22 protein-coding genes are annotated in these 21,765 nt (G+C 63.9%); 12 read left to right on the forward strand and 10 right to left on the reverse strand.

What is annotated here, in order from left to right; genetic code table 11:
• The first annotated feature begins 109 nt into the window (after positions 1-109).
• Positions 110-1,630, forward strand: a complete 1,521-nt coding sequence (locus QCE64_RS15705; protein WP_404987382.1) for a diguanylate cyclase — start codon at positions 110-112, stop codon at positions 1,628-1,630.
• A 475-nt stretch (positions 1,631-2,105) separates the two neighbouring features.
• Positions 2,106-3,287: a GNAT family N-acetyltransferase gene (locus QCE64_RS15710; protein ID WP_310004693.1), complete on the forward strand. Its 1,182-nt coding sequence runs from the start codon at positions 2,106-2,108 to the stop codon at positions 3,285-3,287.
• A 107-nt stretch (positions 3,288-3,394) separates the two neighbouring features.
• On the opposite strand, the gene QCE64_RS15715 is transcribed toward QCE64_RS15710, so the two are convergent.
• The 4 genes from QCE64_RS15715 to QCE64_RS15730 form a co-directional block, all read right to left on the reverse strand.
• On the reverse strand, positions 3,395-4,342 hold the full coding sequence (locus tag QCE64_RS15715; protein ID WP_310004695.1) for a GNAT family N-acetyltransferase: 948 nt from the start codon (positions 4,340-4,342) through the stop codon (positions 3,395-3,397).
• A 345-nt stretch (positions 4,343-4,687) separates the two neighbouring features.
• On the reverse strand, positions 4,688-5,920 hold the full coding sequence (locus tag QCE64_RS15720) for a GNAT family N-acetyltransferase (protein ID WP_310004697.1): 1,233 nt from the start codon (positions 5,918-5,920) through the stop codon (positions 4,688-4,690).
• 324 nt (positions 5,921-6,244) lie between these two features.
• Positions 6,245-6,532 (reverse strand): hypothetical protein, encoded by a 288-nt coding sequence (locus QCE64_RS15725; protein ID WP_309922160.1) that lies wholly within the window; start codon positions 6,530-6,532, stop codon positions 6,245-6,247.
• 59 nt (positions 6,533-6,591) lie between these two features.
• Positions 6,592-7,014 carry a hypothetical protein gene (locus QCE64_RS15730; protein ID WP_310004699.1) on the reverse strand — a complete coding sequence of 141 codons (423 nt, stop codon included), beginning with the start codon at positions 7,012-7,014 and terminating at the stop codon, positions 6,592-6,594.
• Positions 7,015-7,447: 433 nt separating this feature from the next.
• On the opposite strand from QCE64_RS15730, the gene QCE64_RS15735 reads away from it, so the two are divergent.
• The 9 genes from QCE64_RS15735 to QCE64_RS15775 all read left to right on the forward strand — a co-directional run bounded on the left by QCE64_RS15735 (position 7,448) and on the right by QCE64_RS15775 (position 17,302).
• Complete coding sequence (locus QCE64_RS15735; protein ID WP_309922156.1) at positions 7,448-8,476, forward strand: ABC transporter substrate-binding protein; 1,029 nt, start codon at positions 7,448-7,450, stop codon at positions 8,474-8,476.
• 21 nt (positions 8,477-8,497) lie between these two features.
• Positions 8,498-9,955: a sugar ABC transporter ATP-binding protein gene (locus QCE64_RS15740; protein WP_309922153.1), complete on the forward strand. Its 1,458-nt coding sequence runs from the start codon at positions 8,498-8,500 to the stop codon at positions 9,953-9,955.
• Complete coding sequence (locus tag QCE64_RS15745) at positions 9,952-10,887, forward strand: ABC transporter permease (protein ID WP_309922150.1); 936 nt, start codon at positions 9,952-9,954, stop codon at positions 10,885-10,887. The genes QCE64_RS15740 and QCE64_RS15745 overlap by 4 nt, the downstream gene beginning before the upstream one ends.
• Positions 10,884-11,873 (forward strand): ABC transporter permease, encoded by a 990-nt coding sequence (locus QCE64_RS15750; protein ID WP_309922148.1) that lies wholly within the window; start codon positions 10,884-10,886, stop codon positions 11,871-11,873. The genes QCE64_RS15745 and QCE64_RS15750 overlap by 4 nt, the downstream gene beginning before the upstream one ends.
• Before the next feature lie 38 nt (positions 11,874-11,911).
• On the forward strand, positions 11,912-12,817 hold the full coding sequence (locus QCE64_RS15755) for an SMP-30/gluconolactonase/LRE family protein (protein ID WP_310004701.1): 906 nt from the start codon (positions 11,912-11,914) through the stop codon (positions 12,815-12,817).
• A 29-nt stretch (positions 12,818-12,846) separates the two neighbouring features.
• Positions 12,847-13,866, forward strand: coding sequence for an ABC transporter substrate-binding protein (locus QCE64_RS15760; RefSeq protein ID WP_309922143.1), 1,020 nt, complete (start codon positions 12,847-12,849; stop codon positions 13,864-13,866).
• 188 nt (positions 13,867-14,054) lie between these two features.
• Positions 14,055-14,813: a flagellar brake protein gene (locus tag QCE64_RS15765; RefSeq protein WP_309922141.1), complete on the forward strand. Its 759-nt coding sequence runs from the start codon at positions 14,055-14,057 to the stop codon at positions 14,811-14,813.
• Positions 14,814-15,640: 827 nt separating this feature from the next.
• Complete coding sequence (locus QCE64_RS15770) at positions 15,641-16,585, forward strand: LysR family transcriptional regulator (RefSeq protein ID WP_309922138.1); 945 nt, start codon at positions 15,641-15,643, stop codon at positions 16,583-16,585.
• 27 nt (positions 16,586-16,612) lie between these two features.
• Positions 16,613-17,302: a hypothetical protein gene (locus QCE64_RS15775; protein ID WP_310004703.1), complete on the forward strand. Its 690-nt coding sequence runs from the start codon at positions 16,613-16,615 to the stop codon at positions 17,300-17,302.
• On the opposite strand, the gene QCE64_RS15780 is transcribed toward QCE64_RS15775, so the two are convergent.
• A complete protein-coding gene (locus QCE64_RS15780; RefSeq protein ID WP_310004705.1) occupies positions 17,223-18,332 on the reverse strand; it encodes a tyrosine-type recombinase/integrase in 1,110 nt (369 codons plus the stop codon). The two genes, QCE64_RS15775 and QCE64_RS15780, sit on opposite strands and share 80 nt — an antisense overlap.
• Positions 18,329-18,538, reverse strand: a complete 210-nt coding sequence (locus QCE64_RS15785; protein ID WP_310004707.1) for an excisionase — start codon at positions 18,536-18,538, stop codon at positions 18,329-18,331. Before QCE64_RS15785 ends, QCE64_RS15780 begins: the two co-directional genes overlap by 4 nt.
• 21 nt (positions 18,539-18,559) lie before the next feature.
• Between QCE64_RS15785 and QCE64_RS15790 the strand changes: the two genes are divergently transcribed.
• Positions 18,560-18,859: a hypothetical protein gene (locus QCE64_RS15790; RefSeq protein WP_310004708.1), complete on the forward strand. Its 300-nt coding sequence runs from the start codon at positions 18,560-18,562 to the stop codon at positions 18,857-18,859.
• Here QCE64_RS15790 and QCE64_RS15795 read toward each other — a convergent pair.
• The 4 genes from QCE64_RS15795 to QCE64_RS15810 form a co-directional block, all read right to left on the reverse strand.
• Positions 18,845-19,282 carry an HNH endonuclease signature motif containing protein gene (locus tag QCE64_RS15795; RefSeq protein WP_310004710.1) on the reverse strand — a complete coding sequence of 146 codons (438 nt, stop codon included), beginning with the start codon at positions 19,280-19,282 and terminating at the stop codon, positions 18,845-18,847. The two genes, QCE64_RS15790 and QCE64_RS15795, sit on opposite strands and share 15 nt — an antisense overlap.
• The gene (locus tag QCE64_RS15800; protein WP_310004711.1) at positions 19,266-20,024 is read right to left on the reverse strand and encodes a Lar family restriction alleviation protein; all 759 of its coding nucleotides are present in this window, start codon (positions 20,022-20,024) and stop codon (positions 19,266-19,268) included. The genes QCE64_RS15795 and QCE64_RS15800 overlap by 17 nt, the downstream gene beginning before the upstream one ends.
• Before the next feature lie 126 nt (positions 20,025-20,150).
• A complete protein-coding gene (locus QCE64_RS15805) occupies positions 20,151-21,251 on the reverse strand; it encodes a site-specific DNA-methyltransferase (RefSeq protein WP_310004713.1) in 1,101 nt (366 codons plus the stop codon).
• A gap of 57 nt (positions 21,252-21,308) precedes the next feature.
• Positions 21,309-21,566, reverse strand: coding sequence for a hypothetical protein (locus QCE64_RS15810; protein ID WP_310004715.1), 258 nt, complete (start codon positions 21,564-21,566; stop codon positions 21,309-21,311).
• Positions 21,567-21,765: the final 199 nt, after the last annotated feature.

Genomic DNA, 21,765 nt, shown 5'->3' on the forward strand with positions numbered 1-21,765 from the left:
TATTCGACCCGTGTCGGACAAATAGGAGAGAATACCGTCGACGTTCGCTAACCAGGACCGTGCTGAGCAAAGATGCATTTTGCTTTGCGGCATTCGAGAAATCCTAATAGTGGCAATCGACAAACTCTCTCACCCGACCTTGAATCCACCGGCGGCGAAGCCGGAGATCTCAACGCCGAACATCATCGTCCTGTGCGGCACGCTGATCGCGCTGGTCATGATGGGCCTGTGCGCGCTGGTGCTTTATCAGGGCCGGGTCGACGCGCTGGACCGCGCGCGCGACACCTCGCGCAACCTGGCGCTGCTCGCCGAACGCGATATCGAACGTAACTTCGAGCTGTATGAGCTGTCGTTGCAGGCGGTGGTCGAAGGCGTCGAGCGGCCGGAAGTAGCTGCGTTGCCGCCGGCGCTACGCAACGACGTGCTGTTCGACCGCGCCGCGACCGCGCGCGACCTGGGTTCGCTGCTGGTGCTGGATGCGAACGGGACCATCGTCATCGATTCGAGCAGCGTCACGCCGCGCAAGGGCAACTTCGCCGACCGCAGTTACTTCACCGTGCAGCGCGACAACCCCAATGCCGGGCTGTACATCAGCAGCCCGTTCGCATCGCGGCTGCGCGGCGGCGCGCCGAGCATCGCGCTCAGCCGGCGGCTGAAGAATCCCGACGGCTCGTTCGCGGGCATCGCGATGATCACGATCAATCTCGATTATTTCCGGACTCTGTTCGCGGGCCTCTCGCTCGGACGGCATGGCGCCGTTTCGCTCATCAGCAAGGACGGTTTGATGATCATGCGTCAGCCGTTCGACTCGGAGGTGATCGGCCGCGACATTCGCGGCGCCGACACCTTCCGGCGCTTCCGGAACGCACCGGAAGGCAGCTTCAGCGAGACTTCGTCGATCGACGGCACGCGGCGGCTCTACTTCTACCGCAACTTTCCGAAGCTGCCACTCATCATCATGGTCGCCGAAGCGGAGGAAGACATCTATGCGGCGTGGACGCGGCGCGCGATCATCATCGGCTCGTCGATGGGCGCGCTCGCGATCGGCTTCATCACGCTGTCGTTCGTGCTGGCCGCGCAGTTCCGGCGGCGGATTCGCGCGGAGTCCGAGCTGCAATTGCTGGCGCGCACGGATGGCCTCACCGGGCTGCACAATCGCCGCACGCTGGGCGAGATCCTGGATCAGGAATGGCGGCGCGCGCGGCGTACCCGGAGTCTGTTCTCGCTGCTGTTCGTCGATATCGATCGCTTCAAGGCCTATAACGACGCCTACGGCCACCAGGCCGGCGACGACGCGCTCGCGGCCGTGGCGCGCTGCATCGGCGAGAACATCCGGCGGCCGCTCGATACGGCGGCGCGCTACGGCGGCGAAGAGTTCGTCGTCGTGCTGCCGGATACACCCGCCGACGGCGCCGCGCGCGTCGCCGAGCAGATTCGCAAGGCGATCAGCGATCTGTCGATCGAGCACGCGGGCAGCGAGTTCGGCCGGGTGACGGCGAGCATCGGGCTCGCGAGCTGGAAGCCGGAACGCGACGACGATGTCAGCGCGCTCATCCGTGCCGCCGACGAAGCGCTCTATGACGCGAAGGCGCGCGGGCGCAATCGCGTGATGCGGGCGAGTCCGGGCTGAGTGTCGGGCTGAACGTCGGGCCGTGATATCAGCAATGCGCGTGATCGAACGTTCGCACGGACGCGAGCGGGTCTAGACTTTGCACCGGGTTGGCGCATCTTCGCGATGCCCGACGCGCACAAAAGGAACAGCAAAGGACGATCGACATGAGGCCGGGGATTGTCTTCAGAGAACCAGCGACGCGCCGGCAAGCGGCGCGCCGGATGCCGCCGCAGCCGTCCGCCGGTCGTCGTGCCGGATGGCTCCAGTCGTGTCGCGACAAAGCCGAGTGGATTGTCGCCATCGCTGCGCTGCTCGTGCGCAAGCGCCCATTTGCCGAACGCGACATCCGATAGCTTGATGGATGTCGAAGGCCATCGGCTCTCACCTGCCGATGTCCCGAGGCACGTCCGTGTTCGTCCCTGCTGCACGCATCAGCATGCATCGGGACGTGCGAGGCACGATCGACGACCATCAAAACAAAACGACCAGCGCCATGCCATCAGACAGCAACCCAGACCGCAACACGGAAGTTCAGCCCGACGGCCTGAGCATCATCAGCGATGAAGCCGCGTTTCTTGCATTGAAGAGCGAGTGGGATGCGCTCTGGAGCGCCGTCGAGGGGCAGCATAACCAGGCCTTCGAGGTCTGCCGTCTGTGCTGGACGCGCGTGGCCGGTCCGCGTGGCCGGCGCTTGCATTGCATCGTGGTGCGTGAGCAAGGCGAACTGGTGCTCGTATGGCCGCTCGTCAGCCAGCGCCGCCTGTTGTGGAATGTCATCGAGCCGCTCACGCCGGGCACGGCCGAACATAGCGCGATCCTCGCCCGCAGCGATGCGCGCGCGGCCATCGACGCCGCCTGGCAAGCGGCGACCCGGCAATGTCGCGGCGATGTGTTCGCCTTGCCCTACGTCGGCCGCGACACACGGCTCGACCAGCTCGCGACGCGTCATCCGGGACTCGCCGAAACCACCACCGATGTCTGCGCCACGGCGCTGCTGCGCGCGGAGCCGGACTGGGACGCGTACCGTGATTCGCTCGGCAAGCTCTCGAAGAAGAAGCCAGCCGCGCTCGAACGGCGCCTGATGAAAGAGGGCGCGCTCGAGATCCGCGAGCTCGCCGGCGACGATACCGCCGCCCACGCGCAATGGGTCGACTGGATGCTTGCGCGCAAGCGCGAATGGGCCGAGCGCTCGGGCAAGAACGGACCCTGGCTGTACTCGAAGGAATATCGCAGCTTCCTCGTCGATCTGCTCGACGGCACGCGTGCAACGCCGCTCGGCGTGATGTTCGTGATGACGCTCGACGGCGTGCCGCTGGTCGTCAACATCGTGGGACTGGCCGATACCTCGGCGAGCGGTCTGATCGCCGGTTTCGATCCGGCTTTCTCGCGCTTCTCCCCCGGCGCGATCATGATGGCGCACTGCGTGAAATGGTGCTGGGACCATCGGCTCGATCTCGACTTCGGCGTCGGCAAGGAAGAGTTCAAGGCGTACTGGAGCCGCGGCAACGTCGACTCGACGCGCAGCTATCAGATCGCGATCTCCGGCTGGGGCCGCTTTGCCTTCCACGCGAAACTGCTGTCGAAGAAGCTCAAGGAGTGGCGCGCGAATCGCGCGCGTCGCCATGTGGCTACCGTGCCGGCCAGCGGCAGCGGCGCTGAACATCCGGCAGCATGAAACAAGCCGCGGCGTGTGAGCGCCGCGGCTTGTATTGAATGTTTCGATGCAGCATGCAAAAAGGGCGGACATGAATCATGTCCGCCCTCGTCATTTCATGCCTTCATTCACGCAGTGGGAAGGAACCACTCCGACCGGCCCGGGCGCAATACGCGCTTGACAGCACGTGCCATCGACCACACCGACTTGTGACGCTCGATCACCAGACGCGGCTTGAGCATCGGCTTGAAGCCGCAGAGAAAGCGGAACGTGCTGGCATTGGGAATGCCGTCGAAGTCGAAGATCAGATTGCGACGCTGCGCATCCTGAATGGCTTCCCAGATCAGCACGCTGATCGCGCCCGCGTGCGCGCCGGGATCGCGCGATGAGAGCAGGTAGTAGGCAGCGTGGGAATCGAAGGTCACGCCGATCGCGGCAACCAGCTTGCCGTTGGCATCGTAGGCGCCGAGCAGATAGCCCGCGTCGCGCTCGACGAATGCCTCGACGAGCCGGCGCATCAGCTGCGTGCCATAGACGTTCGTGCGGCTGCGTACTGCGAGGTTCGCTTCATAGAACGCGTTGAACTCTTCGGGCGATTCGATGCGCCGCGCCGTCAGAAACTTCTGTCCCGTGCGGATCAGGTTGCGCGTCTTGCCGTTCAGTCCTTTCCACAAGGCTTCGATGTCCCGGTCCGGCGCGAACTGCAAGGTATAGCGCGTGGCGACGGTGAAGCCGTTGAGTCCGAAGGCGAGCGCGTCTTCGATGCGCGGATCGAGGATCTGATAGAAGCTGTCGACCTCGGGAATCTGTGCGATCAGTTCCTCGGTGATGCTGATGCGATCGAGCATCGTGCGGGTCGTATCGCCGGTCGATGGCCTGAACGCCGGGCCGAGCGTGCGCGTGAGCGGCGGCATCTTCGACGTGGTCCACCATCCCTTGCGTTGCAGCGAGTAGGGCATTTCACCCACGACCTCGTTGCCGCGGCGGACGGTGGCCGCTTGCCAGTTGCCGTCGGTCGCGAGGTCGAGCCACCAGGGTTCATGGAAGATCGAGCGGGCGGGAAGCGGGGCGGCCATGACCGTTGCCGGCGCTTCGGCCTGGACCGGCTGCGCGGTTACCTGATCGACGCGTCCTGGCGTGGTTCGAAGATCGCTTTCGAAGTGGAACTTCCTGGATGAAGACTTGTGTTTCGTCTCGAAGCTTGGGAATTTGCCGGCGAGTGTCGATTCCATACATTCAGGACCATTATCTAGTGTTGTACGGTTCGGAACAGGTCGATACGTCGTGTAGCGCTGTTCAAAGGCAACATCGGGATGCGTGGCGAAGCGCTTCAGGCAAGGACACACCTCAATGATGTGCCGGCCAACGCCGATCCCGTGTCGATGCAGTAACTGCCAATGCATGCAAGGTGTTGCCAAATGTTATCTGCTGGTGCATGGATCGATTGTTGTCGAAGCCACACGTGGTAATCGTTCGCTGAAATTGGGGCGGCGTGTGAGCCGATCGGCCCAACGCATCACGAGATCGCGCGCCTGCTTAAAGGCCTGCTTGCTCATGTAGCCCGCTTGTCCCCAACGCGTGGCGAGGACGACGAACGACGCGCTGGCATAGGCCGCCCCCGCGCTCCACGAGGTCTTGTAACGCTGTTCGCCGGGCCCGAAGTCGAAGTCCAATTGACGTTCGAAAGCCCAGCGCACGCACTCATCGACGAGCACCGTTCCCGGCGATAACTTGCGCTGCGCGAGATCGTAGGTATTGGCGACGAGGCTGACCGTACCGCTGTCGATGGCGAGAATATTCGCGGCAATGGCTTGTCCGTCGAGCGTGAGGACGAACAGGCGAAACCCGGTGTGCGCGCCTGCATCTGTCGTGAGCAACGCGTGCCAGAAGCGCTGGCTCGCTGCGGAGAACGTCCATTGACTGTCGGACGCTTTCTCTTCGGCCCACTTGCGCTTCTGCGCGACAAACCATTCGATCAGCGCAGGCAGGCGCGCATCCGTCGGCTCGATCATGTCGATCGCAAAGGCGCCGTGCTTCGCCAGGCGCCGCTTCAGATACTCGGGCGCATTGCGCTCCCGCGCGGGGCGCGAGCGGCAATATGCCACCCAGTCGCGCTCCTCGCGCAACGCGGCAAACGGCGTGACTTCATCGACTTCGCGACGCATCATCGCGTGCTGCTTCAGGCAGGCGTGCAGCGGTGAACTCTTGCGGATGCGCCACAGCTCGAACACGTCAGCGCGGCTCGTGCGCGCGGCATGTTCCCAGACGGCTCTGACGATGGCATCGGCGTCGGGTTCGGGCGCGACGAGGATATCGCTCGGCGACTGGTTGCGCGGCGCCAGCGGCTCGGCGAAGGTCCAGCAGCGCCGCGTCGACGTGAGCAGCGGCCACACCGCGACGAGTCGTCCGTCACGCCGCGCAACGACGCAATGCAGCGTGCGCGCGGTGCCGGCATGTTCGGCGAGCAGACTGCCGTGACAATATTCGAACGACTGGAAGTAGCGGCCCTGGGCGCGCTGCGACAGCTCGTTCCATTCGTCGCGCAGCTGCCGAAAGGTTTCGAGGTCGCGGCAGGCCTCGATGCTGAGCCTCCGGTCCGCCGCGCGGGTGAATCCGTCTGGAAGCGTACCGCCGTCATCCGATGTGCTGTTCATGTCTCCGGCCCCTTGAGTGATTCCCCTGCCGGACGCGCAACCGTAGCGTCCCGTGCGGAGTCATTGCACTTCTCGTTGTGCTTCTCTGCTTCGATGCGAGCAGATCGGCGACCAGTTTCACGTGCACGTCTGTACCGGAATATGCGCTGGAGCACATTCCTGACAATATGTAATAAAGCGCCGGAACAGGCCTGCGGCATAGGCGCGCGGTCGGGTCATCGAGCTTGCGAGGGCGGCGGCGATGTGCTTGCCGCGCAAGGAGTTCAGGGATGTGCGACGGCGGGGTGTTTGGGCCCCTTGATGACCGTATCGAGCCAGTCCGGGTCATTTGGCGTTGATCCACTGCTCGCCATGCAGGATCATCTTGCCTCGCTCCGCCCACGTGTTCCTCTTGCTGAGGAACGTATCGCCGTAGCGAGTGGCGGGGCACACGATGCCGGCCCATGCATCGACGACCCAGCAGCCGTGATAGTCCGTCAGTCCGACGTCGTCCAGGGCCTGACGGAGTTTCGCGCCGACCAGCGTGAAGGCACGACGGCCCTCGTAGTCCACCGCATGGATCGATGCCTGCACGCCGGCGCGTCGGAGGAGGCGCGCTGCGGCGCCGCTCATTTCGCCACAATTGCCGCAGCCCCCGATCATCGGAAGGACGAATCGGGCGGCATGGTGCCCTACACGCATTCCAGCAGCGCGCCGACCATGTTGTTGGCGGTCAAGGCGCGCTGCGCGCTGGCCGGATCGTCCGGACGGACCTTGTTGGCCGACTTGAAGCCGACCTTCCTGAACGGGTTGCGGACCACGGCAAACGCCCGGCGCGAATGGGTCTCGTCCGGCTCCGCGCCCTCCTGCTCGTGGTCCAGCGGCGCACTCAGGTCCAGGTCGTGACAGACCTCCCGCCACTCCGGCAGATTCGTCAGGTTCTCCAGGGTCTGCAAGCGCGACTCGAGGGCCTCCGCTTCGACCTGCTTAGCCGGGTCTAAGGCGCCGGCGTCCTGCATCAGCGACGGACTCGCCTGTGTCTCGTCCTGTTCCGCAATCGTGGCCAGCGTGCGCTTTGGGAGCGCGGTTCGGAGCCTGACGGGGAAACGATACATGAGGCGTTCCTGTGCGGATGTTCGGAGCCGAGGGGGCGCGGTTAAAGATTCCAGGGAAGCGGGCGTTCCGCTGACTATCGGCAACAGAAATTGACGGCGGCCGCTCCGGCACAGGCTCCACGCCGCCCTCAAGCCGTTCCTCGAACGAATTGCATGCCCGTTGAGCAATCGTTATACTGCGTCGGCGGTCTGGCCTGACCACTCTGATTGGCCTGACCAAAATGGAAACACTCCGGCAGCTGTTCGAAAGCAAGGCTTCGGTCATCGCACCGAGGCGCTCCCAAGGAGGCGTGCTCAAGATGATGTCGTTCCATCCGTCCTTCCCGCATTCGGGCCACGCCTGCCACACCCGCTTTCCCGCCTGCCGCGCATCCCGTCACCGCCGCTGAACATCGGCGCAGTTCGCTCAACAAGAACAGCAGGAGACAACGGTATGTTCCGCACAGGAATGCTGGCCACGGCCGCGCTGGCCGCTTGCATGCTCACTCAGGCCGCGCACGCACAAGTCGCCACCGGCGACACATCGCAGAAAAAGATCGCGCTCTCCAACAGCTTCGCCGGCAATGCGTGGCGCCAGTCCATGCTCAAGAGCTGGAACGCCGTGTCGCAGCAGGCGGTGACGGAGAAGAAGGTCGCCGCCGCGCCCGCCTTCACGACCGCCGAGAATCAGGTCACCGAGCAGGCGCAGCAGGTCCAGAACCTCATCCTGCAGGGCTATAACGCGATCGTCATCGACGCCGTTTCGCCCACCGCGCTCAACGGCACCATCAAGAAGGCCTGCGCGGCGGGCGTGGTGGTCGTGTCGTTCGACGGCATCGTCGACGAGCCCTGCGCGTATCGCGTGAACTTCGACTTCAAGGGCTGGGCCGAGCAGGGCGTCGAGTATCTGGCCGGGCGGCTGAACGGCAAGGGCAACATCCTGGAAGTGCGCGGCGTGGCGGGCATTTCCGTCGATAACCTGATGCACGAAGGCGTCCTCGAAGGGCTCAAGAAGCATCCGGGCATGAAGCTGGTCGGCTCCGTCAATGGCGACTGGACGCAGTCGGTCGCGCAGAAGGCCGTCGCGGGCATCCTGCCGACGCTCCCCCAGGTGGACGGCGTCGCGACCGAAGGCGAGATGTCGTTCGGCATCGCGCAGGCCTTCAAGGCGGCCAACCGTCCCGCGCCGCCGATGATCATCGGCAGCACCTATCCCGAACTCCAGTGGTGGAACGAGCAGACGAAGAGCGGCTACCAGTCGCGTTCGCTGTCGAATCCGCCGGGCGCGGTGAGCTTCGCGTTCTGGGTCGCGCAGCAAGTGCTGGCGGGCAAGAAGCTGCCGAAGGACGTGACCATCAACGTGCCGCTGCTCGCCATCTCGCAGCAGCAACTGCCCGCGACGCTCGCGGCCACGCCGCCGGGCGGCATCGCCGACGTGACCTACACGCTGCCGCAGACGGTCGCGCTGCTCGACAAGAAATAACTGCCCGCAAGGAGTGTGTGGATGAATGACGCGCTGATTCGCTTCGAAGGCATCGGCAAGACGTTCGGCCGGGTGCGCGCGCTGGAAGGCGTGGACTTCGCGTTCGAGCGCGGCGAATGCGTGGGCATCGCCGGACACAACGGCGCAGGCAAGTCGACGCTGATGGCCGTGCTCGCGGGCGTCTATCCGCCGACGCACGGCCGCATCGAGGTGGACGGACAGGCCGCGCCGCACTACGACGCCAACGCGGCGCGCGCGGCGGGCGTGCGCTGCGTGTTCCAGGAACTGTCGCTGTGCGCGAACCTGACGGTGGCCGAGAACATGTGCATCGTGCATCCGCAGTTGCACGGACGCGGCTGGCGGCGCCGCGCGACGGCGCTGATGCGCGAGACGCTGGAAGCCATCTTTCCGGGCAATGGCCTGAAGGGCAACGAACTCGTCTCCGACCTGACGCTCACGCAGCAACAGATGGTGGAGATCGCGCGCGGTTTCACGGTGACGGATACGCCGGTGCGGCTCGTGATTCTCGACGAACCCACGTCCTCGCTCGACGCCCACACCGCCGACCAGCTGCTCGCCTTCGTGCGCCAGGCGGCGGAGCGCGGCATCACGTGCGTGCTGATCACGCACATGCTGGGCGAGATCGAACGCGTGGCCGACCGGGTCGTGGTGATGCGCGACGGCGGCATCGTCAGCGTGTTGCCGCGCGAGGCGACGAGCCGTGCGTCGATCATCCAGGCGATGGGTCAGCATCTCGAAGCCGAACGCACGCCCGCCGCGCAACGCGCGCGTGCCGTGCGTGAGGCCGGGCCGCAGTTCCACTGGAAGGTCGGCGCGCGCAGGCACACGGCGATCGAGGCGGCGCGTGGCGAGATCGTCGGCTTCGCGGGGCTGGCGGGGCAGGGGCAGACCGAGGCGCTGCTGTCCATCTACACGGCCGCGACGGGTCATGGCGCGGCGCGCGCAAAAGTCGCGTTCGTCGCGGGCGACCGTGGCCGCGACGGCGTGTTCCCGGTCTGGTCGATTGCCGGCAATCTTGACCTGCGCTGGCTGCTCGGCGGCGCGCGCAGGAAACGCGGTTTGATCGACTTCGCGGCGGCGCGCGCGGTGGTGGAGGCATGGCGCACGAAGATCGGCATACGCGGCGCGTCGATGAGCGCGGGCATCCTGTCGCTATCGGGCGGCAACCAGCAGAAGGTGCTGTTCGCGCGCGCGCTCGCCTCGGACGCCGATCTCATCCTGATGGACGATCCCACGCGCGGCGTCGATGTCGGCACCAAGCGCGACATCTATCAGCTCGTGCACGACGAAGCCGCGAAGGGCCGCACCTTCGTCTGGTACACGACCGAGAACGAAGAGCTGTCGCATTGCGACCGTACCTATGTGTTCCGCTCGTCGGCGGTCACACGGATCCTGCACGCCGACGAATGCACGGAAGAAGCGCTGCTCGCCGCCAGTTTCCAGGAGCACGCCGCATGAGTCTCGCCATTGCTCAAGGGCGTTTGCGCGCTGCGTTGCCCGCCATCTCACTGATCGCCGTGCTGGTGCCGATCCTCGTCATGCAGCCCGCGGTGATGAGCTACTTCGGCTCGAACCTGCTGTTGAATCTCGCGGTGCCCATCGTGCTTGCGACGCTCGCGCAACTCGCGATCATCACCGTGAACGATCTCGATCTCTCGATCGGTCCGTTCGTGAGCCTGGTCGCCTGCATCGGCGCGACGCTGCTCGTGAAGCAGCCGTGGCTCGGCGTGCTGGCGCTGGCCGGCTGCGTGCTCGCGTATGCCGCCGTCGGCGCGCTGATCGAACTTCGGCAGATCCCGTCGATCGTCGTCACGCTCGGGCTTTCGTTCGTGTGGAGCGGTCTTGCCATCGTGCTGCTGCCGTCGCCGGGCGGCACGAGTCCCGCGTGGCTCGGCACGGCCATGAGCTATCAGACGCCGTGGATCGCCGCGCCCATCGTCTGGTCCGTGCTGATCGCGGCCATCGGCCATCTGCTGCTGATGCGCACCTCCGCGGGCGTGCGGATTCGCGGCGCGGGCGGCAATCCGCGCGCGATGCGCCGCTTCGGCTGGTCGCTGGTGCGCAGCAAGGCGACGCTGTACGGCGTGGCGGGCTGCTTCGGCGTGCTGTCAGGGTTGTCGCTGCTCGGCCTCACCACGTCCGCCGACGCCAATCTCGCCCTGCGCTACACGCTGCTCTCGATCGCGGCGGTGATCCTCGGCGGCGGCGAGTTCGTCGGCGGACGCGTGAGCGTGATCGGCGCGGTGCTCGGCGCGATCACGCTGACCCTGGCCGCGTCGTTCCTCGCCTTCCTCAACATCTCGGCGGACTGGCAGGTCGGCATGCAGGGCGCGATCCTGATCGTCGTGCTGTCGCTGCGCGTGCTGCTGCAACGAGGAGAACGCCGATGAATCCGCAATCCTCCAGCGACGCCGTCGCCACCTCCGCGCAAAGCGGCTGGGCGCGGCTGCGCAACATCCAGGCGCCCTGGGCGTGGTCGTTCGTGGGCGCGGTGCTGGTGTGGATCGCCATCGCCGGGATCTTCGGGCTGGGCATTGCGGGCAATGTCGCGCAGACGGCGCTCACCTACGGCGTGTTCATGGTGCTGGTCGGGCTCGGGCAGATGCTCGTCATCACCTCGGGCGTCGGCAACATCGACCTGTCCGTGCCTTCGACCATCGCGCTCGCGGGCGTCGTCGGCATGCACGCGATGCACGCCGACAACGCCCAGATCGCCACCGGCGTCGCGGCCGCGCTCGGCGTGGGCGTCGTGGTGGGCATCGCCAACTATGCGTTGATCCGCCTGCTGCGCATTCCGCCGATCATCGCGACGCTGTCTTCGAGCTTCATCATCCAGTCGGTCGCGATCACGCAGGGCCGCCAGCTCCCGCCGCCGCCGCCCGCGCTCGGGGCGTTCGCGACGGGCCGTCTGCTCGACGTGCCCTATATCGCGCTCGTGGCGCTGGCGTTGTCTCTCGCGCTCGCCGTGCTGCTGCATCGCGCGGTGTACGGACGCCGGCTTTCGGCCATCGGCCAGAACGCGCGCGCCGCGTGGCTCGCCGGCGTGAACGTGCATCGCACGCGCTGCCTCGCCTACGTGCTGTCGTCGATGATCGCGGCGCTCGCGGCGCTGCTGCTCGCGGCGGTGTCGGGCGGCGCGTCGCTCGACATGGGCGTCGAGTACATGCTGATCTCGATCGCCGTGGTCGTGATCGGCGGCACGCTCGTGACCGGCGGCAAGGCGAGCATCGCGGGCGTGTGGGGCGCGTCGATGTTCCTGTTCCTGACCAACGCCGTGCTCAACGCCGTGGGCGCGGACGCGGGCGTGCGCTCGATCGTCTATGGCGTGCTCATCATCGCGGTGACGGTCGCGGCGGGCGGCAAGGCGCTGCGCTGAACCGCGCAACTTGAAAAAACCCAACCGGACGAGGAGACATGAAAGCCAGCGATATCGAAGTCCATGACCCGCGCTTCAGATTGCTGCTGCAGCCGAACGCGTTCCTGAGCAAGCTGACGGACCAGTGTTTGTGGGCCGAAGGCCCGGTGTATTTCCCGGCTTCGGACCTGCTCATCTGGAGCGACATCCCGAACAACCGCATGCTGCGCTGGGCGCCCGGCATGGGCGTGGGCGTGTATCGCGCGCCGTCGAACTACAGCAACGGCAACACGCGCGACCGCGAAGGACGGCTCGTCAGTTGCGAGCACGGCGCAAGGCGCGTCACACGCACCGAGCACGACGGCAGCGTGACCGTGCTGGCCGACAAGTTCGAAGGCAAGCGGCTCAATTCGCCCAATGACGTGATCGTCGATTCGCGCGGCGAAATCTGGTTCACGGATCCCGACTACGGCATTCTCAGCGACTATGAAGGCTATCGCGCGGACAGCGAGATCGGGCGCTGCAACGTGTATCGCGTGACGGAGAACGGGCAGGTGCGGATTGCCTGCGACGACTTCGTGAAGCCCAACGGCCTCGCGTTCTCGCCCGACGAGACGAAGCTGTATGTGGCGGACTCCGGCGCCTCGCACGACGACGCCGCGCCCCGTCATATCCGCGTATTCGACGTCGCAGCGGACGGCGCGTTGCGCAACGGCCGCGTGTTCATCGAGATGCAGAGCGGCGTGCCCGACGGCATGCGCCTCGACGAACACGGCAACGTCTGGACCAGCGCCGATGACGGCGTGCACTGCTACGCCCCCGACGGCACGCTGCTCGGCAAGATCCTGATCCCCGAAGTGGTGGCGAATCTCACCTTCGGCGGATTCAACCGCAACCGGCTGTTCATTGCCGCGACCTCGTCCATCTACTCGCTGCACGTGGGCGTGCGAGGCGCGGGCCGCTGAGCGGCAAGCACAACCACAGGAGACTCAGCATGCATCTGCATCGACTGGCCGCGGGCCTGCTCATGACGGCACTGTCGGCATCCGCGTTCGCGCAGGTTGCCAGCGGCGACACCTCGGCGATGAAGATCGCCCTGTCCAACAACTATGCCGGCAACAGCTGGCGCCAGCAGATGCTCAAGAGCTGGTCCAATGTCGCCGATCCGGCGGTCAAGCAGAAGGTGGTCGCGGCGGCGCCGAGCTTCACCACCGCCGAGAGCCAGGCCACCGAACAGGTGCAGCAGATCCAGAACCTGATCCTGCAGGGCTACAAGGCGATCGCAGTGGACGCGGTCTCGCCGACGGCGCTCAACGGCGTCATCAAGCAGGCGTGCGGCGCGGGCGTGACCATCGTGTCGTTCGACGGCATCGCGACCGAACCGTGTGCGTATCGCATCGCCGTGGACTTCCAGGGCATGGGGCGCATGCAGGTCGATTACCTCGCCAAACGCCTCAACGGCAAGGGCAACCTGCTGGAGATCCGCGGGCTGGCCGGGGTGTCGGTGGATGACGAGATCCATCAGGGCATCGTCGACGAGCTGAAGAAGTACCCGGACATGAAGATCGTCGGGTCGGTGCATGGCGACTGGACGCAAACGGTCGCGCAGAAGCAGGTGGCGGGCATCCTGCCGACACTGCCAAAGATCGACGCGGTCGTCACGCAGGGCGGCGACGGCTTCGGCGCGGCGCAGGCGCTCAAGGCGGCCGGCCGTCCGACGCCGATCATCATCCTCGGCAACCGGCAGGAAGAACTCGCGTGGTGGGCCGAGCAGAAGAAGAGCGGCTATCAGACGATGTCGGTGACCATTCCGCCGGGGGCGTCGTCGTTTGCGTTCTGGGTCACGCAGCAGATTCTCGCCGGCAAGAAAGTGCCGCACGACATCCGCATGCCGGTGCTCGAAGTCAAGCCTGACGAGCTCGATGCCGTGCTCGCGAAGACGCCGGCCGGCGCGCTCGCGAACAAGGAATACACGCGCGAGGAGGTGGTCGCGGTGGTGGACGGCAAGAAGTAGTCCGCCGCGTGCGGTTCGATGTGCGTGACGAAGGAACGTGACGTAACGTAACGTCGGGCACTTCGGGGGCGGCTAAAACCCGCTCCCGCTTGACCAGACGGCCTCAGCGCAGGTTGGCACGGGCTCTGCATGGTGAAAGGCGGCGCTTCATGCGCCGAAAAAAAACCATACGCTGAGACCAACCCAACATGACTGCCGAACTCACTTTCGCCGATACCGCCGCGCGCCCGAGCCAGATCGACGCGCGTTACGCGTTGCGCCATCCGCTGCAGATGGCGCTTTGTCTGCGCGGGCTGGTGGCCCGCCGGGACTTTCTGGTGGCCGGGTTCGAAGGCGGCCAGATTGTCACGCAACTCCTCGATGTCGATTCCCGGAGGGCCCGCTTCGTGTTCGACTACGGCGGCGCGCGCAGCGACAACGCCGCGCTGGCCGCTGCCGACAGCCTCACGTTTCGCAGCCATCCGGGCGGCATCCGCACGGAGTTCGACACGGGCCGCGCGACGCCGGTGAGCTTCGAGGGCCGCCCGGCCTTCGAAGCCGCATTTCCCGCACTGCTGTATTTCGTCCAGCGGCGCGAGTTTCATCGCGTGGAGACGCCGGTGGGCGAACCGTTCGTCGCGAGCGGCATCGATGCGGAAGGCGATCCGTTCGATCTCGACCTGCAGGACATGTCGCTCGGCGGCATTGCGTTGCGGACCTCCGACGCACGCTTTGCAACGCTGCCGCGCGGGACTGTCTGGAACGACGTCACGCTGCAAATGGGCGCGTTCAGCCTGGTGACGGTCAATCTCGAAATCGTCGCGCCGCGTCAGAGCATCACGCCTTCCGGCCAAACGCGCACCGTGCTCGGCTGCCGCTTCATCGAACTCTCTGGTCGCGCGGAACGCACGTTGCAGCGGGTCATTACGCAACTCGAAAGCCGCAATCTGCGCACGGCAGGGCGTTGATCCGCCTGTGCGCCGCTGGCTTCGTGGGGACGAGCCACGGTTCATTCGAGTTTTATACGAGCGCTGCAAGCCGTCGGCTTGCGGCCCTTTTCTGCGTTCCGCATTCTTCTCCCACTTGGCCGATTTGAAATGACATGCGGCTGAAAATCTGCTGGATTAATACCGTTCTTTAACGTGTATTACCAAAGTGACGCAATGGTGATTTTCTGGATCCGCAATAACACCCCTGTCACGGCTATCTTCAATATTTGGGATGAAGGTCGCGTTCCGAAGCAATTCTCCGAAGTTATCCCGCTATAAATTAATATCATTAACGGCGGCGAAGATTGGCATCGTAGACTGCGCAACGCGGGCCGGGGGTGATCGCGTCATTTTCCAGCTGTCTCGAATGAATTTCCAAAAGAAATGAATCAGCCGCGCCGTCGCGGACTCCGAATTGGAATCCTCGATCGAAGTGCCCGGTAAAGCCGGCGCCTATGCGAAAATTTCGAATTCCTTTGTTTCCCTGTCATTTATCTTGCTCACGGTTTAACCGCCGTGGCAACCCGCGCTCAAACGTTTAATATGCAAACGGGTTAAGTGTTTTATAAATGGGCATTAAGTATTTTCTGAATTGGTCAGCGAAATAAACGCTGAATACGATTTTAGATTCAGGACTCGCCAAAAAATATCAAGTGGCGATCCAGCCCCATGAAAATCTCGCAAAATCGACATCTCTGTGCGTCGTGAGGTGCGCCGGCACTGCCGGTTTCATGCAAGGGTCAGGCAGGGATGCCGAATCAAAAAAGCGGTACGCGAACAGGCTTTTCGCATCAGGGGAGAAGAGTATGAACAAGTTCAGCGACATGGCGACGTTCGTGGCCGTTGTGGAAGCGGCAAGTATTTCCGAGGCCGCACGGCGGCTTGGCGCCACCAAGTCGATCGTGAGCGAGCGCATCACCCAGCTCGAACGCTATCTCGGTTGCGCATTGCTCGAACGGGGCCGGCCGCTGCGGACGACCGAGCCGGGCCTCGTGTTCTACAAGAGCGCGGTGCAGATCCTGGAGGAAGTCGAGTTCGCGGAAGAGTCGGTGCGCGATAGCCAGTCAAGCCTGCGCGGCGCGCTGCGGATCGTGGTGCCGACCAGCCTGCTGGCGTCGCACTTCGGGCCAGTCCTCACGACCTTCGCGGCAAGGCATCCCGATCTGTACCTCGACGTGGAAGCGCAGAACCGCATCGGCAACGTGCAGGACGGACAGTACGACGTCGCGATCCGGACCGGCGAGCTCCCGGATTCCCGGCTGGTAGCCCGCACGATCACGGCCAATCACACGCTGGTGTGCGCGAGTCCGGCGTATCTCGAACGGCGCGGCACGCCGACGCATCCCGGCGACCTGATTCATCACGACGGCCTCAACAACTGCAACTTCGAACCCAACGGCATGTGGAGCCTGATGATGGACGGCAAGTACCGCTCGTTCCGCATCGGCAGGCGCATGCGCGCCGACTCGGGCGCCGTCCTGCTGGAAGCGGTGCGCGCCGGGCTCGGACTCGCGATCCTGCCGACCTTCGTCGCGGCGGATGCCATCCTGGCGGGCGACGTGGTGCCGGTGCTGCAGGACTACGCGCCGTGCGGCGGTCGGATTTCGGCGGTGTATCGCAAGACGGTAGGCACGCCGCCGCGCATCAAGGTGCTCGTCGATCATCTGATCGAGGAGGTTGGCGAACCCGCCCGCTGGGACACGCAACTGATCAACTCGGGCCTCGTGCGGATTCAGGCGCGCAACACATAACCTACTGTCCGGCGGAAGTCTTGAGCAATGAGCCGTGAGCTCCACAATCTGTACCGTGAGGCGGGCGGCAGCATTGCCGAAAGTCAGCGGGTCGTGGTGCGGGAAGGGTCGGTCGAGTTGCGGCTCGACGATGCCGGCGACGACGAAGTCATGCTCCAGCGTGTGCTCACGCGGCGCGACGGCAGCGTCGTCGTGCAGCTGTTGCCGGTGTCCGGGGTGGCGGAACTGATCGAATTCCGCGAGCGCGATCCGTACAGGGAAATGCTCGCGCAACGCTACCGCACCTGTCTCGACGCCATTGCCCACCGCGCGCATCCGCACGGCGCGGCGCACCATCCGGCGCACGTGTCCGAATGCACGAGCGAACTCGACGTGTCGCGACTCATGCGCGCGGTGTGCCGGCGCCACGGCGGCACGTTCGCCCTGTTCCACTGGCTCGCGGCCACGCCGGGTTCGGCGCCCGGCCGCGCCACCTACGATACCCATGTGATCCTGGCGGCGTGTTCGCCGGGCTGGCTGCAGACCTATGTGCGCCGCGTCGTGACGGACCCGGTGCTGGAGTCCGTATCGACTAGCTATCCTTACGACGCAAGGCTTTGCGAGACGCGTTCAAAATTCGTTCAACAATCTTCCAAAATCAACCCGTCTTTTTGGGCAGTTGAACCTCTACCCACTGCTGCCCACGAAGGTCGATATAAAGGTCTGTCATGGCCTTAGATCCGTGTCCGAGAAGGGCCTGCGCAAAGTCCTCGCCGTTAGCTTTGGCGTGAAGCCGTGCAGAGAGAGAACGGATCTCGTGGAACGTGGTCGGCGTCAGCCCGTCCGCCGTCTTAATTTCGGCCTTGTCACGCGCCGCTATGAAAGCCGCATTGAGCGTTTCGTAGCTCACCGCCTTGCCTCGCATGGATGCATACCTGCCGCCTTGGAAATGGATCAGGAACCGGCTCACCACGTCATCCCTGCACTGAGACACCACACTGGCCACGGAATGGCTACCAAGCGATACGTCCAACGGGATTTTGATTTTGGTTTTCCCGTTCTTCTTGATCTGGTCTATCCACACGAATCCGTCGCGCACGTCGTCAAAGCGCACGGTCCGAATGTCACTCACACGTTGCCCGGTCAAAAGGGCGAGCAAAAGCGCGTTCTTCAGCCATGAATACTCGGCTTTCTCGTGAATCTTCCAAAAATCATCCTCTGTCATGCGCGACCGTTTTACATCCGCCTTAGGCTTGCGCACCGATTCAACAGGATTTTTGCCCGCCTCGATTAATCCATTCGTAATGGCATCTCTGAAGATGTCTTTAAGCCTGGTTCGAATGGTTGTGGCCATTGCTGCGCCACGAGATAATTCTGCTTTTTTAATCAGGTCCGCGGCATCCTTTGGCGTGAACTGATCGATTGGTTTTTTAGACCGCTCGTCTGCCATAATCGCCTTAATCTGCGACTTGTAATTCTTGATGGTGTTCGGCTTTCTATCTGCCGCGTACTCTTTCTCGTAGTCTTTGCAATGCTGCTCCAAAGTCTTCGGTCCGTCACCCGTGAGTGTGAGCAAATTTTGCTCTTCCACCTTACGAGCCAGTTCGAGATTCGCACGCTTGACCTTCTTAATGGCTCCCACCAAGTCTCTGCCAAGTCCGGTTGACTTCTTGGTCATCGGGTTTCTGAACCACAGATACCCTTCGGCGTTCTGGTAGAGATTTTCCGGCCAGCTCCGTCGCGCGGCCTGTCGTCTACGTGCGTTCACATCGTCCTCTCAAGCAAGTCACATTCGATCTCCACATACTCAGCCTTCGGCTCGACGAAGTATGTGCGACCGATCTTCCTCGGGAGTGGCCTGATGCGGCCATCATGCACCCAGCGCAGAAGCGTGCTCGGATGCGGTTTGTGTTCCCCAAACACTTCGACAGCCCAGTCTGAGAGCGGTATCAGTCGCGGCATGCTCTTCCCCATAAATAGTGCGCCGTAGTGCGCATGAATTCTTCGATTTGCTGCTGCATTCCATTTCCTAAAGTTCTGGCCGGGCTTGCCGATACTGCGGGCATGAACAAGACCCAAGCCACCCAAATTCTTGAATCGTCCGACCAGGATGCCGAGACCATCATCGCGGCTCAGTTCGGCGAATACGACGACGACAACGGCGTGCATCGCCATGCGCATCAAGCCGTCTTCGAATCGCTGGTGAAGGCCCGCGCACCCGGATACACGCACATCGACCTGCTTGCGATCATCGAGCCGCCGTTTGAGCAGCTCAGACCATCACGCCTGCACTGAAGCTTCGTCCTTGCTCGGCGCGCGCGGCGCCACGCAGCGCTCGAAATAGAACACGACAGGCGCTTCCAGCACGTGGAGCATCCCGAACCTGACCGCATGCCGAAAGGTGGGCGAGTTGTTCGTCAGCACCTGGATGGTCCGCGCCAGCTTGCCGCGCCAGTTCTCCAGCGACATCGCGTGCTTGTCGATGTTGCAGGGCGGGCACGCGGGCATGTAGTTCGTCAGTACATCGCGATCGGGGCGCGTGGTCGCGCCGGCTCGCCACTGCGTGCCGCGGTCTGTCTTGATGATCTCCAGCTTGCGCAGCGACGGCTCGACATGGTCAACGTGCCAGCGCTCGGCAAGCTCGGCGCCGCAGTACGCGCACCGGCCGCCGAACATCGCGCGCACAGTCTCGCGATCCGCCTTATTGAGCCGTGCCATCGTGCGTCTCCTTGGGCAGCAACGGGGCCGCGGGCAGGGGCATCCAGTGCGACGCGCGGTGACCGACTCCTGGTGTCGAAAACCCCGAATTCTCGTGATAGGTTCCGCCTAGAACGTGGCCATTGAGATGCCAATTGGGCGACTCGCGATCAGCCTTCACAACGAATGCAACGGTCTGATCGTTTTCCGGCCGCCGATCCTTCACGCTGATCCATCCTGACGGCGATGGGGCTGCGTCGGAAAGTCGTCGGGCGGTCGGCGGCGTGACCATGTAGATGTGCTCAGACACGTCCAACCAGAACCCGTCCCTCTGCTGAACCTGATAGATCGGCTGCGCTGGTGCGAGAGCGGCGCGGCGGTTCCATGCTGCGATCGCGGTGTCGCGCTTGTGCGGCGCGAACGCCACGCAGAGCCCTGTCTTGTCGCAGTCGCCGCCGCACTCGATTCCGATGATGTCGCCCATCTCGACCAGCTTCGGTACGGTGCCGCAGAACGGGCACGGCTTCAGTTCTTCAATCATTTCAATCCCCAATATCGTTGTCGCTGAACCGGCTAAGTCGTTCTGACTGGCCGCAACCAGTTTGCGTCCAACCTTTCCGGCTTTGCGCGGGTAGTTCCATTGGCTCTTGCTCATGCTTTTTCCAATGTCGTTTGAATCAGCTTCCACGAAGCTTCTGTCCACGAAGCGCCGCAATACTGACACTCGCGAAACCAGATGCCGTTCCACGGCGAAAGCTTCCACTGCGTCACGCCTTTTTTTCTGCAGTCCGGGCAGCGGGCGCGCTTCGGCTTGGGCACCCCATACCCCTGTCCTCGTCGAACTCCCATGTCATCCCCAATATCGTTGTCGCTGCGTCGAGACAGCGGGTCAGGCGGTTTCGAACATCAGGCCTGGCTGCCGCAGGCGATCGCGCTGAAGCTGCTCGTACTCAGGATTCAGTTCGCAGCCGATGAAGCGGCGGCCGAGGCGCTGCGCGACCTGGCCCGTCGTGCCACTGCCGAAGAACGGGTCGAATACGACGTCGCCAACGCGGGATCCCGCGAGCACACACGGCTCGACGAGCGCTTCCGGGAAGGTCGCGAAGTGCGCTCCGTCAAACGACTGAGTCGGAATCGTCCAGACCGAACGCTTGTTTCGCAGGTCAGTGCCGCCGGCCTCGCGCACCTTTGATGCGTAGCCGACGAGCCCGGCCTTCGTTCTGTGATGCTCATCGCCGCTTTCGTAGGCATCCGCGCCGCGATGCGTCTTGTTGCCCGGCCCCTTGTACCGGCCGGTCATTTCGCGATGGCCGCCGTCTCTCGTATCCCATCCGGACGGGACACGCTTCACGCGCTCGCGGCCGCGTTCTTCCGCGTCAGTGCCGAATCCAAAGCCAACGCTGCGGGGTTCTAAGCCGGATACCGCCTGTTCCTTCACGGCCTCCGCGTCGTAGAAATACTTCTCGCTCTTCGAAAGCAGGAACACGTACTCATGCGCCTTGGTGCAACGATCGCGCACGCTCTCCGGCATGGGGTTCGGCTTGCTCCAGATGATGTCCTGCCGCAGGTACCAGCCGGCGTCTTGCAGCGCGAAGGCGAGGCGCCAAGGTTGGCCGACCAAATCCTTCGGCTTCAGCCCGGTCGTTACTTTTTGACGTCCAATACCGGTGTTGCCGTGAAGCGCCTTCACGTGCTTTCCGCCGCTCGAGCCACCCCACTTGCCGTCGTTAGCGTAGCTATCGCCCATATTCACCCAGGCGGTACCGTCATCAGCGAGCAGCTCGCGACACAGTTCGAACACATCGACGAGCGTGCCGATGAAGTCGCGCAGCGTCGGCTCGTGACCGATCTGGCCATCGACGCCGTAGTCGCGCAGCCCCCAATACGGCGGGCTCGTTACGATCGTCTGCACCTTCACGCCGTCGGCGATCATCGCGCGCATCGCGTCGCGGCAGTCACCAAAATGGCATTTATTGAGCCAGTCGCCCATCTCATCCTCATTCTTTGTTTCGCGCGCTTCGGGGGAGTCGGGGAGCGCGCGGTCGGGTTAGGCGGCGGTGAGCTTCAGGTACTCGGCATAGTCGGGCCAGTACTTCTCGACGCTATTCGCGTGCTCGCGCGCGGTGCCCTGCCACTCCGATACGACGGCGGAGACGGTCGGCCAGTGATCCGGATTGCGGCCATCGGCAACGGACTGCGCGCGCTGCTTGGTGAGATACGCGCCCCAGTACTCATTGAACGCAGCGGCGACCGCGTCTGCCTGGTCGCGGGAAGGCGCGGCGACGATGTCGTCCGGGCCTTGCATGTGGAGCATCCACAAAGTACTTTCGGTCATAATCAATACCTTCTCGCGTGCTTAAAAACAGACATGCACTCCGACGAGTTCGAATACCGAGGCAAATGCGTCAGGGTTCAAGCCGTACAAGAGTCAAGTGGGCAGTGGGGTTGGGCATACAATGTCGACAGAAAGGCATTTTGCGTATCGAGCGGCCAGCCGTCCTCTA

Source organism: Caballeronia sp. LZ043 (assembly GCF_031451075.1).
In the GTDB taxonomy this organism is placed as follows: Bacteria; Pseudomonadota; Gammaproteobacteria; order Burkholderiales; family Burkholderiaceae; genus Caballeronia.